25 protein-coding genes and 1 riboswitch are annotated in these 20682 nt (G+C 25.7%); of the genes, 2 read left to right on the top strand and 23 right to left on the bottom strand.

Features of this window, described 5'->3' with window-relative positions; translation table 11 throughout:
* Positions 1-106 precede the first annotated feature (106 nt).
* From moaC to recQ, 10 genes are all read right to left on the bottom strand, one after another.
* On the bottom strand, positions 107-574 hold the full coding sequence (gene moaC, locus I2A66_RS03810; protein WP_122639932.1) for a cyclic pyranopterin monophosphate synthase MoaC: 468 nt from the start codon (positions 572-574) through the stop codon (positions 107-109).
* A 2-nt stretch (positions 575-576) separates the two neighbouring features.
* Complete coding sequence (moaA, locus tag I2A66_RS03805; protein WP_122639933.1) at positions 577-1536, bottom strand: GTP 3',8-cyclase MoaA; 960 nt, start codon at positions 1534-1536, stop codon at positions 577-579.
* Positions 1537-1551: 15 nt separating this feature from the next.
* Positions 1552-2058, bottom strand: coding sequence for a MogA/MoaB family molybdenum cofactor biosynthesis protein (locus I2A66_RS03800; RefSeq protein WP_122639934.1), 507 nt, complete (start codon positions 2056-2058; stop codon positions 1552-1554).
* 64 nt (positions 2059-2122) lie between these two features.
* Positions 2123-2929: an XdhC family protein gene (locus I2A66_RS03795; RefSeq protein ID WP_122639935.1), complete on the bottom strand. Its 807-nt coding sequence runs from the start codon at positions 2927-2929 to the stop codon at positions 2123-2125.
* A 9-nt stretch (positions 2930-2938) separates the two neighbouring features.
* Positions 2939-3757, bottom strand: a complete 819-nt coding sequence (gene yqeB / locus I2A66_RS03790; protein WP_147516611.1) for a selenium-dependent molybdenum cofactor biosynthesis protein YqeB — start codon at positions 3755-3757, stop codon at positions 2939-2941.
* Positions 3758-3932: 175 nt separating this feature from the next.
* Positions 3933-4085 carry a hypothetical protein gene (locus I2A66_RS03785; protein WP_164489030.1) on the bottom strand — a complete coding sequence of 51 codons (153 nt, stop codon included), beginning with the start codon at positions 4083-4085 and terminating at the stop codon, positions 3933-3935.
* 21 nt (positions 4086-4106) lie between these two features.
* Positions 4107-4421, bottom strand: coding sequence for a YbjQ family protein (locus I2A66_RS03780; RefSeq protein ID WP_122639937.1), 315 nt, complete (start codon positions 4419-4421; stop codon positions 4107-4109).
* Positions 4422-4562: 141 nt separating this feature from the next.
* Complete coding sequence (locus I2A66_RS03775; protein ID WP_243113364.1) at positions 4563-5120, bottom strand: molybdenum cofactor guanylyltransferase; 558 nt, start codon at positions 5118-5120, stop codon at positions 4563-4565.
* Between the two features lie 7 nt (positions 5121-5127).
* Positions 5128-6501 (bottom strand): GTP pyrophosphokinase, encoded by a 1374-nt coding sequence (locus I2A66_RS03770; RefSeq protein WP_122639939.1) that lies wholly within the window; start codon positions 6499-6501, stop codon positions 5128-5130.
* 167 nt (positions 6502-6668) lie between these two features.
* Complete coding sequence (gene recQ / locus I2A66_RS03765; RefSeq protein ID WP_122639940.1) at positions 6669-9146, bottom strand: DNA helicase RecQ; 2478 nt, start codon at positions 9144-9146, stop codon at positions 6669-6671.
* A 220-nt stretch (positions 9147-9366) separates the two neighbouring features.
* Between recQ and I2A66_RS03760 the strand changes: the two genes are divergently transcribed.
* On the top strand, positions 9367-9777 hold the full coding sequence (locus I2A66_RS03760; RefSeq protein ID WP_147516614.1) for a hypothetical protein: 411 nt from the start codon (positions 9367-9369) through the stop codon (positions 9775-9777).
* Positions 9778-9833: 56 nt separating this feature from the next.
* On the opposite strand, the gene I2A66_RS03755 is transcribed toward I2A66_RS03760, so the two are convergent.
* On the bottom strand, positions 9834-11258 hold the full coding sequence (locus tag I2A66_RS03755; protein ID WP_122639941.1) for an alanine/glycine:cation symporter family protein: 1425 nt from the start codon (positions 11256-11258) through the stop codon (positions 9834-9836).
* Between the two features lie 325 nt (positions 11259-11583).
* Between I2A66_RS03755 and I2A66_RS03750 the strand changes: the two genes are divergently transcribed.
* Positions 11584-11805 (top strand): YdbC family protein, encoded by a 222-nt coding sequence (locus I2A66_RS03750; protein WP_122639942.1) that lies wholly within the window; start codon positions 11584-11586, stop codon positions 11803-11805.
* 77 nt (positions 11806-11882) lie between these two features.
* On the opposite strand, the gene I2A66_RS03745 is transcribed toward I2A66_RS03750, so the two are convergent.
* The 12 genes from I2A66_RS03745 to I2A66_RS03690 form a co-directional block, all read right to left on the bottom strand.
* Complete coding sequence (locus I2A66_RS03745) at positions 11883-12254, bottom strand: NifB/NifX family molybdenum-iron cluster-binding protein (RefSeq protein ID WP_122639943.1); 372 nt, start codon at positions 12252-12254, stop codon at positions 11883-11885.
* Position 12255: 1 nt separating this feature from the next.
* Positions 12256-12627, bottom strand: coding sequence for an ArsR/SmtB family transcription factor (locus I2A66_RS03740; RefSeq protein ID WP_122639944.1), 372 nt, complete (start codon positions 12625-12627; stop codon positions 12256-12258).
* A 148-nt stretch (positions 12628-12775) separates the two neighbouring features.
* Positions 12776-13672, bottom strand: a complete 897-nt coding sequence (locus I2A66_RS03735) for an NAD(P)/FAD-dependent oxidoreductase (RefSeq protein WP_122639945.1) — start codon at positions 13670-13672, stop codon at positions 12776-12778.
* A 15-nt stretch (positions 13673-13687) separates the two neighbouring features.
* Positions 13688-14005: a thioredoxin gene (trxA, locus tag I2A66_RS03730; RefSeq protein WP_122639946.1), complete on the bottom strand. Its 318-nt coding sequence runs from the start codon at positions 14003-14005 to the stop codon at positions 13688-13690.
* A 136-nt stretch (positions 14006-14141) separates the two neighbouring features.
* Positions 14142-15368 (bottom strand): sensor histidine kinase, encoded by a 1227-nt coding sequence (locus I2A66_RS03725; protein WP_122639947.1) that lies wholly within the window; start codon positions 15366-15368, stop codon positions 14142-14144.
* Positions 15358-16029: a response regulator transcription factor gene (locus I2A66_RS03720; RefSeq protein WP_122639948.1), complete on the bottom strand. Its 672-nt coding sequence runs from the start codon at positions 16027-16029 to the stop codon at positions 15358-15360. Before I2A66_RS03720 ends, I2A66_RS03725 begins: the two co-directional genes overlap by 11 nt.
* A gap of 135 nt (positions 16030-16164) precedes the next feature.
* On the bottom strand, positions 16165-16344 hold the full coding sequence (locus I2A66_RS03715) for a hypothetical protein (protein ID WP_122639949.1): 180 nt from the start codon (positions 16342-16344) through the stop codon (positions 16165-16167).
* Between the two features lie 62 nt (positions 16345-16406).
* Positions 16407-17237 (bottom strand): hypothetical protein, encoded by an 831-nt coding sequence (locus I2A66_RS03710; protein WP_147516615.1) that lies wholly within the window; start codon positions 17235-17237, stop codon positions 16407-16409.
* 46 nt (positions 17238-17283) lie between these two features.
* Complete coding sequence (locus I2A66_RS03705) at positions 17284-17889, bottom strand: DNA-binding protein (RefSeq protein WP_122639951.1); 606 nt, start codon at positions 17887-17889, stop codon at positions 17284-17286.
* Between the two features lie 218 nt (positions 17890-18107).
* Positions 18108-18797 (bottom strand): radical SAM protein, encoded by a 690-nt coding sequence (locus tag I2A66_RS03700; RefSeq protein ID WP_147516616.1) that lies wholly within the window; start codon positions 18795-18797, stop codon positions 18108-18110.
* A gap of 11 nt (positions 18798-18808) precedes the next feature.
* Positions 18809-19372, bottom strand: coding sequence for an ECF transporter S component (locus I2A66_RS03695; protein ID WP_122639953.1), 564 nt, complete (start codon positions 19370-19372; stop codon positions 18809-18811).
* Positions 19373-19374: 2 nt separating this feature from the next.
* Positions 19375-20343, bottom strand: coding sequence for a nucleoside hydrolase (locus tag I2A66_RS03690; RefSeq protein ID WP_122639954.1), 969 nt, complete (start codon positions 20341-20343; stop codon positions 19375-19377).
* A gap of 97 nt (positions 20344-20440) precedes the next feature.
* Positions 20441-20485, bottom strand: a riboswitch (PreQ1 riboswitch).
* Between the last annotated feature and the right edge of the window lie 197 nt (positions 20486-20682).

Genomic DNA, 20682 nt, shown 5'->3' with positions numbered 1-20682 from the left:
GTAAAATATAACTCAGATACTCCTTTTATTTTTAATTTTAAGTTCTATATTATTTATAATTTATCCTACTTTTTATACTATTTTAAGATTAATTTCTTCAGACTTATTAAAATTTAAAATCTCCTGATTTTCCACCTGTTTTCTCTATTAAATGTATATCACTTATTACCATTCTTTTGTCAACTGCCTTACACATATCATATATTGTTAAAGCTGCTATAGAACAAGCATTTAAAGCTTCCATCTCCACACCAGTTTTACCTAAGCTTTTACAAGTTGCATATATTTTTATTAAAGAGTTTTCTTCTTGAATTTCAAAATCTAAATCACAACCAACTAAATTAATTTGATGACACATAGGTATATTATTAGATGTATTTTTTGCGCCCATTATCCCTGCTACTTGTGCTACAGAAAGTACATCCCCTTTTTTTATTTGCCCGTTTTTTATTTTATATAATGCTTCTTCACTCATTGTAATAGTTGCACTTGCTGTAGCTACTCTTACAGTATTATCTTTATCACTTATATCAACCATTTTTGCATAGCCCTTTTCATTTATATGAGTTAACATATTTACCCTCCTATTTGATACATTTTTCTATTTGTTTTACTACTTTTCTTTTCAATTAATTCATGTTTTTCTGGCTTTGATAGAATTATATCCTTTAAAACTTCTCTAAATATTAGTGGCTTATTAAGATAATCTTTTATATCTATCTCTTCTTTTGAATGAAGACATAATTTAATTCTACCATCATATGTAACTCTTATCCTATTACATTCCTTGCAGAAACTACAGCTAAGTGGAGTTATTATTCCTACCCTACCTTTTGAATTATTATATTTATAATATTTAGCAGGAGAGCCTTGTTCACACTCTATCTTATTTAAGCTATCAACTGTGTTAATAATTTCATTTACATTCATATATCCACTTTCATATATGTTTTTTGCTTCTCCTATAGGCATTAGTTCTATAAATCTTACATCTATTGGATTATATTTAGTTAACTCTATAAAATCATATACTTCATCATCATTAAACCCTTTTATAGCTACACAGTTTATTTTTACTTTTATACCTTCTCTTAGACAAGTGTTTATACTTTCTAGAACCACTTTTAAATCTCCACCTCTAGTAATAGACTTGTACTTGTATTCTTTTAAAGAGTCTAAACTTATGTTTACCTTATTTAATCCACTTATCTTTAACTGAGATACTATTTTGCCAAGATTTATACCATTTGTAGTTATAGCTATATCATTTATATTACATTCATTCTTAGCGAACCTAATTAATTCATTTAGTCCAGGATACAAAGTAGGCTCTCCACCTGTAAATCTTAATTTTTTAATTCCTACATTTGCCATTGATTTTATTACAAACTTATATTCATCTACGCTCAAACTGTTATTTATATACCCATCTTTATGGTTCACATCAGATGGCATACAATAAATACATCTTAGGTTACACTTATCAGTAAGTGATATCCTAAGATAATCTATATTTCTTCCATATTTATCTATCATTGCTTTTCCTCTTTATTAATTATCTTTAATAGTAGTTGCACACTCACTAGCATCTCCTCTTAAAATTTCTATTCCATGGCCTAATTCATCAATGACAAAGCTTAAATTTTCTATAGCACCTTTTGGACTTCCTGGTAAATTTATTATTATAGTATTTTTTCTTATACCACTCACACCCCTACTTAATATAGCTTTTTTAGTTATATGAGATGACATCATTCTCATGTATTCACTAATTCCTGGTATTTCTCTTTCTACAACTTCCTTAGTCCCTTCTGGCGTTATATCTCTTTTTGAAAATCCTGTACCTCCATTAGTTAATACTAAGTCTGCCTTATTATTATCACATATATCAATAAGTTCATTAGCTAACATATCTTTATCATCTTTTATTAATGTATAATGTACAACTTTATATAGACCTGTATCCTCTATATATTCTTTAATTTTCTCACCTGTTATATCTTCTCTCTTACCTTCATATCCTTTATCGCTTAATGTTATAATTGCTACCTTAAACATAAAATCACCTCTTTATAATTTTATTATATATTAAAATATCTCATATATCTTCTAAATTTAACCTTTATTTACATTTTTTATATTTCCTATGTTCTAAATTCCCATTATTTTTAACTAGTAGTAACTCTGCCATTATTCCAAATGCAATTTCATTTACATCATTTGATGATATGTTAAGACCAACTGGTGCATAAACAGAATTTAATAAATTTTCATCTATTCCTTCTTCTATTAAAGTTTTTTTCAGTGTTGTCCATTTTTTTAAACTTCCTATCATTCCTATATAAGAAGCATTTTTATTAATTATTTCTCTTAGAGCTTCTATATCCTTTTCATATCCTCTTGTAGCTATAACTATATAAGTATTTTCATCTATTTTTATATTGTTAAGTATATTCTTTATACTACCACTATAAACTTCGTCTGCTTTTTTAAATCTTTCTTTATTTGCAAATTCTTCTCTATCATCTACTATTATTGTATAAAAATCTAAAGTATTTGAAATCTCATATAATGAATATCCAACATGTCCTCCTCCAATTATAATTAATCTTGGTTTAGGCTTAAATACTTTTATATATCCTTTTACATTTCCACCACATTCCATTGGTGTCTCTTCTGACGACTTTATCAACGAATGGATAAAGTTGGCATCTTCTCCACTTTTTAAACATACTTTGCATTTATTTATAATTTCATGTTCTAAAATACCTCCCCCAACAGTTCCAATTGTACTTCCGTTGGAGAAATATGCAAGTGTTGCTCCTTGTTTTCCAGGGCTCGATCCTTGTACATCTGTAATTATAGCTAATGCTACTTTATTACCTAACTTAACTTCATTATTTATTTTTGATAGAATTATTTCATGCATATTTTCCTCCTAATACTTTGGAACTATTTTATTAGATAAAATAGCTTCTAATACTCCGCCTGCTATATTGCGACCTTTATCAGATATTGTAAATGAGTTTTTAACCTCATCTATTCTAGGATCTATGTCTAAAATTTTTAAATTACTTTTTACGTAAGATCCACTTCGTATAATACCTCTTAGAACTCCACTTATACTAGCTATAACTTCATGCTTATTACCATCATCATCATTTATATGAGCTACTATATCACCTTTTTCTACTATATCACCGATTTCACAATAAGTATAAATTGTTCCTTGAGCTTGAGAGTATACCACTCTATCCTTTGATACTCCATTAATTTCACCTGGTATACCTGTATTTTCAATTGTTCTTCCATTTCTAATTACCCTACCTAAGTTGTGACCTCTCATTGTTTCAATTGCTATATCTATATTTTCTCCTGCATAAAATCCAGGTCCTAGTCCTATAGTTAAATCAGCCATATCCTTTTTGGTTCCAGTATTTTTCTTTGCCAATATACAATCAACTACAACTTTAGGTTTTATTTGGTTTATACACTCCCCCTTAGGATCTATATATAAAGCGACTTTATTATCTTTTAATGTATCTTTTATTTCACTAATACTATTACACAGTTTACAATAAACACCTTCTACCTCTACCTCGCCATTATATATAGCTTCACTAAATGCTACATTTCTTCTTATTGCTAGAGGTTTTTCTATCTCAAGTGCTACTATCTTAAATCCACACATATGTAGTTTATGAATAACAGCAGATGCTAAATCTCCTGCACCTCTGATTAAAATAATATTGTCCATTTAGTCCTCCTGCTTAAATAAGTTACCTTATTCAACATTATACAATAGATCGACATTTTTTCATATGTGAATGACATATATTAAAATTTATTTTTTTAAAATATTTCGTATTTTTAAAATAAAAAAGTATGTATCAATATAAACTTATAAAGCTTATTAATACATACTTTTTATTTTAATATTTTTTATATTTATTTAAATCTTCATTCTTTTTTTCTTTAATTCTTTCTCTAACCTTTACAATAAGTAAAACTACTGCTCCAATAAATGCAATAGACACTCCACCTAAATACATAAAAGCAATAAAGTTAGCAATTAGAAAATCCAATTAAAATTACCTCCAAATAAATTATTCTATAATTACAGCAGTTCCGTAAGCTATAACTTCTGAAGCTCCTTGCATAACTGCTGATGAACCTAACCTCATTCCAACAATTGCATTAGCTCCCATCTGTTCTGCTTTTTCTACCATTCTACCTATAGCAATTTGTCTAGCTTCTGTCATCATTTCATTATATGATACTATCTCTCCACCAACTAACGTCTTAAAGCTAGCTCCTATATCTTTACCTATATTTTTACTTCTAACTGTACTATCTGATACAAAACCTAATACTTCTTTAATTTCTTTTCCTGGTATTAAATCGGTTGTAACTACTAGCATGTAATTTCATCCCCTTTAGTTCTATAATTTTAAATATTATTTATAAAGATTATAATTTTATTTTAGACGTAAATCAATCCTATTTAAAATAAAAGAATTGTATAAAAATCATCACTGATAACTTCTATACAATTCTTTAGATTAAATATTTATATTTTCATTATATTCAACTTTAGTATTAATATTTAAGAAAATTTTAGCTTCATCAAAGTTTATATATTCTTTTTCTATACTGTCTATAAGTTTAAGCAATTTGTAATTATTATTATCTATACATTCTTTAACTTTACTAATTATATCTTTTTTGTATCCAGAGCATAATGGTTGAATTCTATTGTTAGAAATAGAAATAATGGATTTATTTTTCATACTTAATCCAATTTTATCTACCACACTATTATCAATAAAAGGCATATCACATGCAAGTACAACAATATCATATTTGGCATAATTTAGTGCTGTATAAATTCCCCCTATTGGGCCTATATCTTTTATAATGTCTTCATATATTTTAAAATTATATTTTGAGTACAAATTAGTATCATTTGCAATAATTATCACTTCTTCAAAATTACTAAATGCATCTATTGCCTTTTCTATAAAAGTTTTACCTTCAATATACATTAATGCTTTATTCTCACCCATACGACTACTTTTTCCACCAGCTAAAATTACACCTGTCTTTTTTATAATAATCACCTGCTATCTAGCTAAATATTTTATCGATTTTTATTTTCACCTTATTTAATATGTTATCCTTATTTTGTAAATAGTCATTATAACTTCCATAGTCTCTACAAATACTACTTATTGACTCTCCTATGATAAAGTTGATTTTCTCCAAATTATAATCGTACATAGTTTCAACACTATCAACTTCAATAAGTATCTTACATATGCATAAATATAAATCTTTTATTATTACATCTCCACCAAATTCAAAATTATTCATAATTATTTCTTTACTTTCATTAGAAATAACTTTTTGCTTTATAAATTTTATAAAACTTTCAAAGTCCTGTTTATTGTTATATGGCTCTATTTCAAATAATATTCTAAAGAATAAATTCCATGCAAATTCACTATTTAATTTATCTACTATATAATCTCCAAGGTCCTTACAAAATTCATCTTCTAAAAGCGGTGGTTGATCAAAAACAATTGGTTGATTAAAGTCAATATCTTTTTTTGATATATCATTTATTCTCGTTAATCCATTAATCATTAGGTCTCCAAATAAGCCATCATCTACTTCATCTATATTTTTGTTAAATGAATAATTTAATATAGTTTCACAAGGTTTTTTAAAATCTACAACAAATCCAATACTTTCTTTCATTTTCATAGAAAAAGTATCATGAGCCATTTTAGCTAACACTTTCTCTAATTCTTTCTTTTTACTAGATGAGTGATCTAAGCCAACTGTATTAAAGTTTTTATATATGTTTAATAATTGATTATCAATCATTGTAAGGTTATTTTTAATAGATATCATCATATCTTTTAAGAAGCTATCTCCTAATAAATATGTATTATTTTTATAAATAACCTTATGTTCAATCTCGCTCCAGAATATATTTACCAGAGATTTTATCTGAAGTTCAAATTTTATTTGCCTATCTAAATATTTAAATTTCCCATCAATTCTATATATCTCAAATCCATTCTTTTGTTTTTTAGGTTGTTTCTCACTTAACTTTAAAGTTATATTAGGATTTTGTTTATTATAATAATAAATTCTATCATCAGTTTTATTAAAATATCTTCTTAAAACCCTATATATCTTATTTTCATCTTCTATAAATCTACATTCTATTCTTACTCCAATTAAGTCAGATAAATTGTGAATAAGATTTTCTGCTTCATTATATTTTTTTAAATATCTATTTCTAATAATCTTTTCTCTTAAACTGCTCTCTGATTTTACTCTAGACTTTACATTTATATATTCTTCTTTTTTAAGATTTAAAATCTCTTCGAAGAACTCCTCTAGCTCATCTCCTATTAACTCTAATGTTGAACTCATAGATGTTAACATATCTATTGATTCTTCTATAAAATCAAACTCTAGTAATCCCATAATCTACACTCCTAATTATTATCTATTTTACTTGATTAATTTTATCATTATTTATTATATAAAGTAAACTAAACAGGACTAAAATTCATGATAACTTCATAATTAAGTATTTGCTATAAATAAAAATAAACCCTTATACAGGGCTTATTTTTATTTTAATTATTTATTTACTCAAAAATTAATTCCTTTTTATTTGTGTTCTCTAAATATTCTTCAAGAATAATCGCTCTTATAGATTCATATTTTATATAATTAGGAAGATTTTTCTTTATTAAACTTATCTTTTCTCTTCCAAATACATTACATGCACTTAATATAATTTCCTTTTCTTCTTCAGTATAAAATTCTTTTAGATTCAAATTAAACTGTATACTCTTATTTTCTTTAACATAATCGTATACATATCCTAAAATAGTTGATATGGAAGTTTCTAGATCTTCACTTATATTATTAATATTTTTACCTTGATTTAACAAATCCAAAGCTATTTCATTATTTTTTCTACTTTCACCATCTATAACAACTTTTAATTTTTTTCTATATATCCAATTCACATTTATATTATTATCTAATATATAATATTTAACTAAAGATATTATATCCTCACCATATTTTTCTATTTTTATAGGACCAATTCCTGATATATCTTCAAGCTGTTCATTATTTACTGGGTATCTACCACTTATTTCTTTTAACGTATTATTACCTAAAACTCGATACGGCAATGTATTTTCTTTTTTAGCATATTCTTCTCTTAATTCTTTTAATTTTTTATATAAATTTTCATCTGTTTTTACAAAGAAAAATTCTTCATCATCTTTATTAGATAATATATCTATATTAGTTTCCTTATTTATATTTTTCTCAGTTATATATCCTTCTATGAGCTCTATAAATTTATTACCATATTTCTCATATTTAATTTCTCCTACTCCAGAAATTTTTAATATTTCTTCTTTGTTTGTAGTATACATTGATGACATTTCTTTTAATACACTATCTCCAAATACCATGTATGGAGCTATATTTTCTTCTATTGCTATATTATATCTTAATGATTTTAGCATTTCATATAATTCATTATTTGTATTTAATGCTTTACTAACTACAACTTCTCTGAATTTTACTTCAATATCGCCTTTTAATACTTTAGTTGATAGTTCATTTAATTTTACAGTAGGAAAAGTACCATTATACCCTATATTTTTAACTAGATCTAAATATCCATGAGATACTAACGTATTTATAAAAATTTTCAAATTATCACTAGAATAATCTCTCATTATTCCATAAGTAGATAACTCATTAAATCCTAAATCTAATATTTTTTTATTTTTAGACCCTCTAAGTACATCAACTATTACATTAATACCAAAACTTCGTTTCATCCTATAAACACACGATATAACTTTTTGAGCATCTAAGGTTTTATCTATAACTTCACCTTCACTTAGACAGTTACTACAATTATCACATCTATCATTAGAATCCTCTCCAAAATAGGCTAATACACCTTTTCTATAACAATGGTTAGAATATATCAAATCTTTCATATGCTGTAATTTTTCATGTTGTACTAATTTTCTCTTAGTATTTTCTACACTTATATCAATTAAATATTGCTGAATGTATATATCTCCTGGAGAAAATAAAAGTATACACTCACTTGCTTCACCATCTCTACCCGCTCTTCCTATTTCTTGGTAATAGTTCTCTATACTTTGAGGCATATTATAATGTATAACCCATCTTATATTTGATTTATCTATTCCCATACCAAATGCATTAGTCGCTATCATTATATTAATTTTATCATTTATAAAATCTTCTTGATTTTGCTTTCTTTCTTCTTTAGAAAGTCCTGCATGATATTTAGATACTAAATATCCTCTCTTTTTTAATCCTTCATATATTTTCTCTACATCTTTTCTTGTTGCAACGTATATTATTCCACTTTCATTATTATGATTCTCTAAATAGTCAATTATATATTTATTTTTACTTGATGATTTTACTATATTTATAAATAAATTTTCTCTATTAAATCCAGTTATATATACATCTGGTTCTCTTAGTTTTAGACTATTTATTATATCTTCTCTAACTTCTTGAGATGCAGTTGCAGTAAAAGCTGTTACAACTGGTCTATTGTAAAGAGTATCTATAAAATGATGTATTTTTGTATAACTTACTCTAAAATCATGTCCCCAACTAGATACACAATGAGCCTCATCTATTGCTATTTGACTTATATTTTTCTCTTTTATTATACTATTGAATTCATAACTATCTAACCTTTCTGGTGCAACATAAATTATCTTATATTTATCATCTTTTATATTATTTATCACTTCATTAAATTCAGTACTACTAAGAGAACTATTTATATAGGCTGCATCAATTCCCATGATATTTAATGCATCAACTTGGTCTTTCATAAGAGATATCAATGGTGATATTACTAATGTTATACCATCTAGGCAAAGTGCAGGAACTTGATAACATATAGATTTTCCACCACCTGTTGGCATAATAGCAAGTACATCTTTTTTATTTATTATTGAGCTTATAATATCTTCTTGACCTTTTCTAAAGCTAGTATATCCGTAATATTTAACTAATATATCTAAAGGTTTAGTGTTCATATTTTTATCCACCTCTCCGAACTTACGTTTGTTTTAATTATAATCGCTTTTTTTATCTTTTATTCATATATAATATCATAAAATTTGCTCTATAGCTTTTATTTATATCTTTTATTCTACTTATAGTAAATTTCTATTTTAAAATTTATCTTAGATATGCATAAACTATATAAAATATACTTTTATTAATAGTATCTATAAACCTTGGAGGTATTAAATTATGTACAACTATATTAATGATTTAAATAAGGATAAGCAAAATCTTATTAATAAATATTCTTTAGTACTTAATGATGATTTGATTTGGGAGTTCAACCATACTAAATATTTTAAAGTTAAATACTTTTCTCATAAGTTTGCTATAAAACATTCTACACTCACCCTTCTATTTCATATATATAAACTTTGTTATGCTAAAATCAAATATTTTGAATCAAATTTCTCGAAATATGATCCTTATATATATAATTATCAATCGGGATTTATAAAGTGTGAATTATATGATATGGAATTTATAAAACATAAATATAGCGATACATTTATAGACCTTAGAAATTTAAATAAAATAAAAAATATTCAAGAATTCAAATCATTTTGTAATTATCTTGAAAACTTTGAACCCAAACTATAAAAGGACTATTTCGTGTAGATTGATTATTCTACTCGAAATAGTCCTTTTTATTTAAATTATGCTATTATCTCATCTTTTTCAGATTCCCATCCAGATAAATTTTCAAGACCTTTTATATTTTTTGCATTAAATATTGGATCTTCTATACCTGATTTTCGTTGTGCTTCATAATCTTTAAGCGCTAGAAATGCATATTTACCTAATAGAGCTATGGCAATTAAGTTTATTACAGCCATTAATCCCATAAATACATCTGCTAAATTCCATACTATATCTATCTTTGCTACAGAACCAAATAATACAAACCCTACAACTGCTATTCTAAATACTGTCATTATAGATTTTTTATTATTCATAAACTCTATATTAGCTTGTCCATAGTAATAGTTTCCTACTATTGAACTAAACGCAAATAGCAATATACACACTGCTATAAATATATTTCCTATAGGTCCTATATGATAGGCTAAAGCTTCTTGTGTTAATCCTATACCTTCAGCAGAACTTGTTGCATATCCTGGGTATAATAATACTACAAATGCTGTACAAGAACATATTATTAGTGTATCTACAAATACTCCAAGTGCTTGTATTAATCCTTGTTTAACAGGATGTGATACTTCTGCACTTGCAGCTGCATTAGGTGCACTACCCATTCCTGCTTCATTTGAGAATAAACCTCTTTTCACTCCTACTAGTATTATTCCACCCATAGTACCCATTGACATACTTCTAAAATCAAGAGCACTTGAGAATATTAACTTTATTACATTTGGTATTTCATTTATATTAATAGCCATTACAAATAATGAAACTAATATATATAATACAGCAAGAACTGGTACTATCACTTCAGATACCTTAGCTATTCTATGAGAACCACCAAATATAACTAAAGCTGTCACTATTGCTATTACTATACCTAATCCCAGTCTATTTATTCCAAAAGCATTATTAAAAGCAGCTGTTATTGTATTGGCTTGAACTGCATTAAATACAAATGCAAAACATATTGTTATAAGTATTGAGAATGTAACTCCCATCCACTTCTTATTTAAACCTTGTTCCATATAGTATGCTGGTCCACCTCTATATGATTTACCATCTTTTACTTTATATATTTGAGCTAACGTACTTTCTACAAATCCTGATGCAGAACCCATTAATGCTATAAGCCACATCCAAAATATTGCCCCAGGTCCACCTGCAACTACTGCTATTGCAATCCCTGCTATATTACCTGTACCAACTCTTGATGCTGTACTTATACAAAATGCTTGGAATGAAGATATTTTACCTTCTTGTTTAGCATCTTTAGAAGTACTATCTCCTAAAAGTTTAAACATTTCTTTAAAGTATCTAAATTGTACAAATCTAGTTTTTATTGTAAAGTAAATACCTAATGCAATAAGCATTGCTATTAGTATATACGTCCATAAAAAATCATTAAATTTTAATATCACTTCATTTAATAATTCCATTTATTAAATCCCCCTTGTAGTTATTTTTATATTATCAAGTATAAAGTTGATTAAATTTTCTATAAAAATGCAATTTATTAATCTACTTATTCATTTGGTATAATTATAAGCTATTTTTTCATAAAATACAACATAAAAATGCAATTTTATTTTTTCATGTTGCAATATTTTAATATATTTATATTTTTACCCTTTTATTTCTAAATTATATATAAATTTTGTTTTACTATTTATGATATAGTATACTATTTTGTTTTATGTAAATAATCTTTAAATATGATATAATTAAAACTATTCATTACATAATTTGAAAGGAATTAAATTTATGGCTAATATTAAATATGATATAGAACAAGAATTAGGTATAATATCGAAGTCTGCAAAAGGTTGGAATAAAGAACTTAACTTAATTAGTTGGAATAATAGAGAAGCAAAATATGATATAAGAGATTGGGATGAATACCATGAAAAAATGGGAAAAGGTATAACTCTTACTAAAGAAGAATTAATTAACTTAAAAGAGCTTTTAAATAATTTAGATCTATAATATCAGATGTAAATTTATAAAATAAAAAATTACTAGTTATTTAACTTTATAACTAGTAATTTTATTTTTAATATATTTTAATGATGTCCACATCCATCGTGGTTGCAAGTATGATTTGTAGGAAATTCAATAAGCTTATTTTCTTTGTATAGCGCTAGATTTTCTTTTATTGTATCTCCTTGAGATCTATATACTTTTACTCCCATAGAATTTAATTTATTTATAGCTCCTGCCCCTATTCCTCCAACTATAACTACATCTACCATTGTACCTTGTAATGCTTTAAGTGGTTGGCACATACCATGTTCATGATTCAAATCATGATTGTTTATTTCTGTTATCTCGTTATTCTCTAAGTCACAAACAACAAATAATGGTGCTGATCCAAAATGTCCATATGGCTTACTATTTAATCCTTCATTCATTTCTACTGGTACACAAATTTTCATTTTAAAATCCTCCCTTTTTACAGCACTTATTCAATGCTTTACAATTAATTTTACACCCTACTTCATGAATTTCTTTAAATTCATTGTATTCTAAAATGTCTTCTACACTGTCATTTTTTATAAATTTAATAAATGATATGCACTGATCAAATATCTCTTTATCTATAGTATAAAAAACAAAGTAACCTTCCTTAATTCCTTTTAAAATGCCCACATCTTTTAATATTTTAATATGTTGAGATACCGCTGAGTCTGATATACCTAATAACTTAGATATTCCTTTTTGACATATATTACGTTTAGATGCTAGAACTAGTATTTTAAGTCTGGTTTCATCACTCAATGCTTTAAATACTTTACTTAGATTTTCCATCAGTCACCTCTTTTGATTAAGTATTTACTTAATTAAATTATAGTATTCTTATTTAAATCCTGCAACACTTATATAAATTTTAATTTTATATACCTTTGTAAAATAAAAAAAGCTTAAAGATTGTGATAAATCTTCAAGCTTTTTTATTTTATTTTTGTAACTTTCTTGCTTCCATTTTTAGTTTATCTAAATATGAAACTGCATTTAATGCAGCTATTTGTCCTTGACCTGCAGATTTTATATATGAATATGGCTTACCAGCACAGTCTCCACATGCAAAGCATCCTTTTATATTTGTATTCATATTTATATCTATAACTACGTGTGGTCCATCCGTTTCTAAACCTGGTACTAAAGATTTTACTGATGCACTATCTTTTATAACAAATACACCATCTACATCAATATCTTTTTCTTTAAATGAAACTTTATTTACAAGAGTTTCACCTTGAATCTGTATAGGTCTATCATTTATAACTTCTATAGAACTATCTAATTCATGATTTCCTCTCATTAATGATTCATTTTTATACATTGGTATAAAGTAAGTTTTCGATGCTATTTCACTTAAGAAGTTTGCTTCTTCTTCAGATTCTTTATTATAACCTATTATAGCTACTTTTTTATCTTTATATAAAGGAGCATCACATGTTGCACAGTACCCAACACCTCTACCTAAGAATTCTTCTTCACCTTTTATAGGTTTTCCATATTCTACACCAGTTGCTAAAATAACTGTAGTAGCTTCATACATAGAATCTCCAGACATTAATGCAAAATAGTCTCCCATAGAATAAATATTATTTATTCTTTTTTCACATATGTCTATATCTAATTGCTTTATATGGTCTGCAAACTTATTTTTTAAATCTTCTCCACTAATCTCATAAAATCCTAAATAGTTATCAATTGAAGGAGCTTTTACAAGTTTATTACTTAAATTTTCACTTCCAAATAAAATTATATTTTTATTTCTTATTTTTGCATTTATAGCCGCTGATAATCCTGCTGGACCTGAACCGACTATAGCTATATCATATCTCATAATATCACCTATATTTTATAAGTAAGACTCTACCTTAGATTTTATTTGCTCTTTAGGAACGAATCCTATCATTTTATCTACTACTTTACCATCTTTAAATATTATCATAGTTGGAACTGTTGATACACTAAATTGTTGTGCTATTTCTAAACTTTGATCAACATCTAATTTATAAAAATTAGCCTTTCCATCCATTTCTTCTCCAAGTGCTTCAAATACTGGAGCTAACATTTTACAAGGTCCACACCAAGTTGCGAAAAAGTCAACTACAACTACTCCTTGTTTCTCTTCAACTTCACTTCTAAATTCTGATGTTTTTATTATTTTAGCCATTTAAATTTCCTCCTAGCCCTTCTCTATAATTATATTATGATATATTTTGATTTTAGTTATCATAATTTTAGATTTAATTTTTTATAGTACAATTATACCCATAATTTGCTTGATAAATCAAATTTTTATTGTAAATTTACCTATTTTTAGGTATTTTTATTTCAAAAATAGTATATTCACCTTGTTTAGAATCAACATTTATATCATACTTTAAATTTATACTTATCATTTTAGCTATTGAAAGACCAATTCCTGATCCATCTATATCTTTACTTCTTACAATTTCGCTTCTAAAGAATCTATCAAAAACGTAAGGTAATTCATCTTGTTTTATACCAATTCCAGTATCCTTTATGAAAATACTTATATAGCTTTCTTTTTCATTTACTATAATACTAATACTATCTCCCTCATTTGTATATTTAAATGCATTTTCAATAAAAATAAGAATTAGCTGTCTTAACTTATTTTTATCTGTATGTATTATTTTATTCTTTAATTCGCTCTTTACAGTAAATTCCTTATCTTGCATTTCTGCTATTTCTTCATAATTTATATATATTTTATTAATTATATCTTCCAAGTCAGCTTCTTCCATAGTTACTTTATAAATAGAATCTTCTTTTGTTAAAGATAGTAAATCACTTATCATTTTTTTCATTCTTCTAGTTTCTCTCATAGAGTCTGCGATTGTTTCTACTTCATCACTTACAGTATTATTAGGATTTTTTAACATCCCCTCTAATTTAGATGATATTATTGCAATTGGAGTTCTAAGTTCATGAGATGCATCTTGTATAAATTTAGCTTGAGTACTCCATGCTGTTTCAATAGGAACTAAGGCTTTTCTCGTAAGATATATTGCTATAAAGTATGCTACCATTAAAGATATTAAAATTCCTATAACTAAGGAAAGTACTAATTGTTTTAGCGAACTTATTTCGGAATCTATATTTCTTATTATCTCTATAGTATATTTTCCTACAGTTAAATTTAATACTCTAAATGTATATCCATTATTTGACCATGTAAAAAAAGTATCTTGTTTTTCATCTTCTATTTCTGGATATATATTATCAAAATATCCATTATCAGTATAATACCTTACCTTTCCATTTTCATATACATATACAATATTTCTAGGATCTTCTAAAATAATTGGGTTAAAAAAAGAACTTCTATTAAATTGTATTGTTATAGACTCTAACTCCTCTTTTATTTTAGAATCTATATCACTATATGTACGTTCTTTAAAATAGAAAAATATAAATGTTGAAAAAATCAATAAAAATCCTCCTACAACAAATAGATTTATTTTTATTAACCTTCTTCTAGTATCTTCAAACACATTTTTATTTATCATCGAACATATATCCTACCTTGCGCTTAGTCTTTATATATTTATCATATCCATATTTTCCTAGCTTTTTTCTTAAATTGCTAACATAAACTTCCACAATCTCTATAGTTGCATCAGACTCAACACCCCATATCCTATCATAAATTTGTTCCTTTAATAAAATTGTTCCTTTATTAAGCAAGAAATATTCTAATAATCCAAACTGCTTATTTTGAAGCTCTATTTCATTCTCACCTATAAAAACTCTCCTTTTGCTAAGATCTAAATGTAAGTCTTGAAAATATAAACTATTTTTATCATTTAGTTTACCATTAGTTCTAAGAATTGCATAAATTCTTGCTATTAACTCTTCCATATAAAATGGCTTTGTCAAATAATCATTTGCTCCTATTGAAAAAGCACCTACTTTATCATCTAATGATTCTTTTGCAGTTAAAATTATAACTGGTGTTTCTATATAGTTATCTCTCATCTTTTTTAATATATCTAAACCATTTAAATTTGGTAACATAAGATCAAGTATTACTAAATCGTATATCCCTTGATTTATTAAATAAAGAGCTTCTTCTCCATCAGAACAAATCTCACATTGAAAGTGAGAACTTACTTCCTTTTCAATACTTTCTAAAAGTTTTTTGTTATCTTCTACTACTAATATTTTCATTGAACCCTCCACCTATTACTTCTTAAATTACATTATATACCTTTATATAAAATATTTTAATATATAATTATTTAAAATTAAATAAAGGTCAGTTTTAAAATAATTTATTTTAAAACTGACCTTTTTATTTTAGTTTTATTCAAAGTGATTATTGGAGTAATCTTGTAATATGCCTACAAAATCTTCAATACTTATATCATCTTTTGATTTGTCTGACATTTTTTCATAATACCAACTAGCAAATTCCTGATTAGCTAATAAAGAATTAAGTTTTTCATAATCTAAATTTTTAAAATCATGATTATTATCATTCATAAAGTTATACCCCCTTGTTAAGATATAATTTATTATTTATCTTAATCATAATTTTTATACATTTAGTATTTGCTAATCTGAGCTTCCTTAGATTCTAAATCTATATCTATATTGGATTTTGTATCTACATCATCATAAATATATCCAATTAATTTTATTTCTTCTGTGTATTTATATGATTTTATAGTAATTTCAGCTTCTTCTAATGGTTTAAGTGCAGAATAAGAAGATTCATGATTTATTTTTATATATTCTCCTTTTTTATTAATTTCTACTATCTTTAAGGTTATATTACCCAAATTTTTAGAAGAATTATTTTTCATTTTAACTACATATGTATCTCCATCATTAGACTCTTCGATTTTTTCAATATCTGAAAATGATAAAACTTCATATTCACCACTCTCAACTACTTCATTTGACTTTTCACTTACCTTTACACTTCCATCCTTCAAATTTACAACTACATCATTATCATTTGTTGTATACGCATATGAAGTTATATTTATACCTTCACTTGCTTCTTTAACTTTAAATGTAGCTTTAAATACATCACCCGGTAGTAAGGTCATATCAAGAAACATCTTTGATTCAGATATTATTTTACCATCATTATCTAATTCATTATATATTATCCAAATATCAGATATATTAAAATCTGATACGTTTTTTATCTTATCTATAATCATTCCATTATTTTCTTTATTATGTATTTGACTAATATTTATTTCATCTATTGATAATGCTTTAGCTTTACTTTTTTCAATTAATGTTCCGTTTAAAGTAACCTTATTATCATTTTCAATATTATTTTTATTGCATGATACTAATCCAATTATACTTACTACTAATATAAATATTATTAGTATTGATTTATTGAGTATTTTAATCATATTTTAATGCACCTCATATTTAGTATCTATTTCTCTGTTATTAAACTTATAATAAATTTTTATATTCTTTCATAAAATCCTTTAATGCTTGAGTTATTATTTGCTGTTTAGTAAATGATGAATTACTACATAGCCTTTCAAAGTCTTCCCATGTATTTTTTTCAACTTTTATACTTGCAGTTTTTAATTCTTTTAACTCTAGTTCTTCAATTAATATATCCTTTTTCTTAGTTGTTTTTTTAGGTTTCATCGATTTATAATCTTTTACTTCTAAATACCAATCATATACCTCACATATTTTGTCCAAATCTTCCTGAGTTATATTAATTTTTCTATCTTTTTTAGGCTTTGAATTTCCTTTAGTAAGTTTATTTTTACTAGATTTACCTTTATCATTTACATTTTTATTTATTTGCTCAAATGATATTTGAGTTTCTTTTTTCGAATTTATTTTAGGTTTTGATATTTTAATATCTTTCTCTAAATTAGAATTGTAAGAAACATATTTTCCATTTTCAGACTTATATCCCATCTTGTTTAAGAATTTTCTTAAAGTAGTTGTACTAATTCCAATATCTTTAGCTATATTTTCAAAGCCTATATTTTTATCCTGAAGTTTTAAAAACTTGTCCAATCTTTCGTTACCTTTCATTTGTTCCTCCGTATGTCAACTTCACATTTATGTATTTGTAAATGTTTTCCTAATTATTTTGTAAAATTTTATTTCAATATACATCCAACATAATAATGTTAATGTATTATATCTATTCAATACTTACATATATAATAAATATAATACATTAATATTATTACTATAGCAAATTTATTTTAAAAATAAAAATAAGCGGTATATATAACCGCTTATTTTTATTAATCTCCAACTCCAAAATCTGTATTATTATAAAGAATGTCGATTTTAGGATTATCATCTAGGTATTTATATTTTTCTACAAACCATTTTACAATCTCCTCATCTCTTCTTATACTGGTACTATTATTCACAAATACATTTATAGTTGCATGTTCAAAATTATTTAATATTATTTCCATATCTTTATCTATCATTTCTTTTGTTTGACCTACCATACCAACTAACATACATGGTGAATCAAAATGATTTTTTAACTCTTCTACTGTTTTAAACCTTGCATTTTTATTTAAAATTATATTTCTAAAATCATAATCAAAAGTTTCTACACCTATTTTAAAAATTATAGGCACTCCAAAAAAATCTCTCATTTCATTTAATTTATTTCTATAGCACCAATGGCTTTCTAAAAAAAGCTTTTCTATTTTTTTTTCATTTATTATTTCCTTTATTCTACTTAAAGTTTGTTTTGGAAGTTCAAAGCAACTTCCTGAATTTATAACTTCTAATACTTTATACTTTCCAGTTATATTACTTAAAACTTCAAAGTTAACTTTATTTATTTCATCTTCTATTGTAGAATTATCTTCTATATAATCACAAAAAGCACATTTCCCCCATATACAAGGAAATCCCTTTAATAAAACTATTTCTCTTTTATTTTTATTTTCTATAACACTATATCTATCCATAAAATATCTCCTTATTTGCTTATGCTAAAAGATGTTTTTAAGCTTTTAGGCATTACATTCATAGCCAAATTAACTAAAATTACACCTAATAACTTATCTATATAATCAGTTACTATTTGAGTTAAAAATATATTGCTAAATAAATTTCCTACACTTAATACCTCTAAAACTTGAACAATATATGCTGAACCAGATGATGTAACTCCTCCAAATACTACAGCTGCTACCATTGCACTTATTATTGAAGTTGGAAGAACAAATATAAATGTTCCAATAGGAGTTTTCTTTCCTTCTAGCATTCCTTTTTTAAACATAATCCCTGCAAGTAATCCTGTACTAATTTGTACTGGTGCAAAATAAAGAGAATATATATCAAAAGTCATTCCACTAACTATACTACCAAGAAACCCTGATATAACAGCATACTTAGGACCTAGAATTGCAGCAATTAAAATAGTACCAATTGAGTCTAAATATATTGGAAGTTTAAGACTTAAAGCTATAAATGCACCAACTACATTTATAGAAATACCTAAACCTACAAGTGCAATATTTTTAATAGATGTATTTTTCATATTTATATAACTCCTTTTACTGAATCTATAATATTTTCATATCCTTTAAATAACCTTTTTAAAAACATATACATAAATTTCTTTTCATCAACTTCGGTTAAAATAAAGGCATTTTTTTCTTTCTTATAAAAATCAAAAGAATCTACTATAGATTGCCCCATAGCTATTCCATCTTCTACAATTTCCACAAAAGACTCAAAACCATTACATATGCTTCTATCTATAAAATATGCAACTGCCAATGGGTCATTTATCACACATCCAATTATACCTTCTTGCTCCCAATGAAAATCTACATAGAATCTAGTAATTTCAGTTATATATTTTGCTAGTCTACTATCAAGCCTATTTATAAACTCTATAATGTTTGGTGTAAGTACGATTTTTCTAGTTACGTCTAATCCTATCATATGAATTTGTTTAGGTAAGTTTTTATAAACATAATCTGCTGAATGAGGATCTACCCAATAATTAAACTCTGCTACAGGAGAACAATTACCATGAATTTTAAAAGCTCCTCCCATAGATACAAACTCATCTAAATTATCAAATGCTTTTTTATCTTTCATAATAGCCTTTGCTATATTAGTCAATGGGCCTAAAGCTATTATAGATACATCTTCATTTTCTCTTAATGTTTTTATTATAAAATCTACGCCATTTTTATTTATAGGTATATCTTTTATTCTCTCATAAAAGTTTTCTCCAATTCCATCCTCTCCATGAGTATCTTGAGCTGTTACTAGCTCTCTTTTTAGAGGCTTTTCTTCTCCTATATATACTGGTATATTTAATGAAGAGCACATCTGAAGTGCTTTTAGAGCATTTTCAGCTCCTGTTGAGGCTACTACATTACCGCTACATGTAGTTATTCCTAGTATTTCTAGCTCTGGTGAGTTTACAGCTAGAAGAATTGCCAGCGAATCGTCTATTCCTGGGTCACAGTCAATTATTACCTTTCTTTTTTGCATTGCAAATTCCTCCTAAAAAATAATTTAAAGGAGAACCATATAACTTTTACAACAAAAGTTATATCTAAGGATACAACTTATATACTGCCAATATATAAATACCTTAGTTTTTTATACTTGGAGGTTCTCGAACAAGTCCCAGTAAAAATTAGTTATATCTAATATCTACTAGTATTATATATTCATAAACATTATATCATACAATATAAACTTTACAAATATTTTGTTAACTAACTTTTAAAATAAGTATTTTCGACATTTTTTGATTTTTTTTAACTTTTTTTTATAAAATCTATTTACTTTTATAAAAAGATACATTATAATCGTTATTAATCTAAC

The organism is Romboutsia sp. 1001713B170207_170306_H8 (genome assembly GCF_015550495.1).
Taxonomy (GTDB): domain Bacteria; phylum Bacillota; class Clostridia; order Peptostreptococcales; family Peptostreptococcaceae; genus Romboutsia_E.
Note: the sequence above shows the minus strand (reverse complement) of the source record. Positions and strands in the feature narration are given on the sequence as shown.